2 protein-coding genes are annotated in these 1,962 nt (G+C 35.3%); both read left to right on the plus strand.

Annotated features, from left to right (window positions below; translation table 11 throughout):
• Positions 1–580 precede the first annotated feature (580 nt).
• Complete coding sequence (locus tag PVK70_RS18610; protein WP_045103951.1) at positions 581–1,180, plus strand: DUF922 domain-containing protein; 600 nt, start codon at positions 581–583, stop codon at positions 1,178–1,180.
• Between the two features lie 138 nt (positions 1,181–1,318).
• On the plus strand, positions 1,319–1,962 hold a 644-nt coding region (locus PVK70_RS18615; protein ID WP_274441707.1), incomplete at its 3' end, for a hypothetical protein.

The following is a 1,962-nucleotide window of genomic DNA, read 5'->3' on the forward strand; positions in this document are numbered from 1 at the left end:
AAAGATTGCAGTTATTTGGCTCAGTTCAGCGATTGACCCATTAGTTTTTTAGGCGTGAAAGTAGGGTGGTTTTCTTTCTTCTTTGTTTCCTTTTAGTTTGCATTTCATCAGGTTCGGCAATTAACTATTTTCGGTCTAAGTTCAGGCGTTTCAGAGGCATTTTTACGCTTCAATGGTTCTTTGGTGTTGCCTCATTTTATCCTGCATTCGTGCTTTACTCTCAGTATTATCAATCCCAATTGTGGTTAGGATATTTGGTTTATCAGTTCCAAACTGGCTGAAACCAAATCGTACAAATGGTGTAAGAAAAGGGATTGTTTCGTTTCGCAGTTTTTGCAGTTGAACGGTTCTTTTGTTCGCTAAATTAGCTTTTGTAATTTAGAATTGGCTTCTAAATATTATTGGTAAATCAGTTCTTTATCAATTAAAGCGAAGTGTTGACAAAGATCGTGTAACAAAGCAATCAACACGATGCTAATTACACTCGGCATTCGCGGTTTAGAGTGTAATTGGTTTTGAAAGTCGGTCGTTCGCACGTGTTATTGCGGCGTTATATGCTTTTTTAGGTTAAGGTGGCTTAATGAAAACAATGAAATTCGGTGCAATTCTATTACTAGTTTCTCCTCTATCTTTTTCGGAACTTTTGCCCTTTGATTTTAACAAGTCATATGATGTGTATGAGTTGCAAGGAGATACTCCAGAAAACGTAGAAAACTCATTTGACAAACGAGCAGATTTTCTTAAAAAGAATAATTTTGACGGCTATACTGCGTGGGAATATAAGTTTAATGTAGATGATGACAGTTGCGAAATAAAAGACTTTAATCTTCAAATTAAATATATACTTCCGCGTTTGAATATACTCAATAGCTACTCTCAGAGTCGAGAGGATTATCGGGATTATTTAGAAAAATTATACAGACATGAAGAGCAGCACTGTGCGATAACACTGAGTCAATTATCGAAAATGTATGCAATTTTTATTAATGGGCAGTCAAAGAATTGCTCAAAAGAAATAGAAAAGACGTATCTAATTGAAGATAATATCACCAAGTTTAATCAGCAATTTGATACTTATACAGATCATGGAGCTATTGAATTAGCTGTAAGTCCTTTTGGTGAGGATAATTATTTGAAATATTGTAAAATCGATTTCTCACCATTTATCAACGGCATATAACAAATGCATCAACACGATTTGCTACATTCGGCATTCTAGGTTTCTTTGAGTTTACCGTGTTAAGTGGTAAATTTGAGCTTAATCTGCATGGTAGCAAACGTGTTATGCAGGCGTTATAAGTACGGAGAGTCTAGCAGCATGAAAAAGTACATATTTATATCTACGTTAAGACATTTGACGATACCAGAAGCAATGACTGGCTGGCTAACTCTCATGCCTGGTATTAATATAACCAATGATCAAGTTGAAATTCAGAAAGTTATTACTGAAGAGTTCAGAGAAGTTGCAGGTATTATTGAATACCAACACTTTCTAAACGCAGACAATATTTTATACTGTTACATAAATCAAGAGTCTTTTGGGAAACCATTAGATAGTGGGCAGGCCCTTATTCTATGGCTTTCATGGCTTCAGATGCTCCTTAATGATTTGTGGTTTATCAAAGACAATGCAGTGGTATGTGAGGCCGCGTTTTGTAAACTTACTCATGGTGTTGATACGTCATGGACAAGAAATAATATTACTAACGCTGCATATAATAGTTTGGGACAACCTTTTATATCTACAGAGTTATCTGTCGAAGAGATGAAGTCATGGAGTGGTAAAAGTGTGCAAGTACAAACTTATCTTCATGACTCTGACTCAACATTTTTTGATTCATTTATAAATACAAATTTTAGCCGTGTAGGTCGATCTATGAGATTTATTCAAGCTGCTATTAAAGAACAACATCCAGCAGTAAAGTTAGCTCACTATTGCAGTGCTTTTGAGAGCTTATTTTC

Source organism: Aliivibrio sp. A6, from assembly GCF_028765505.1.
Lineage (GTDB): Bacteria > Pseudomonadota > Gammaproteobacteria > Enterobacterales > Vibrionaceae > Aliivibrio > Aliivibrio finisterrensis_A.

Coding starts and splice junctions, on each gene's coding strand:
- PVK70_RS18610 (WP_045103951.1), top strand. CDS start 581: ATGAAAACAATGAAATTCGGTGCAATTCTATTACTAGTTTCTCCTCTA.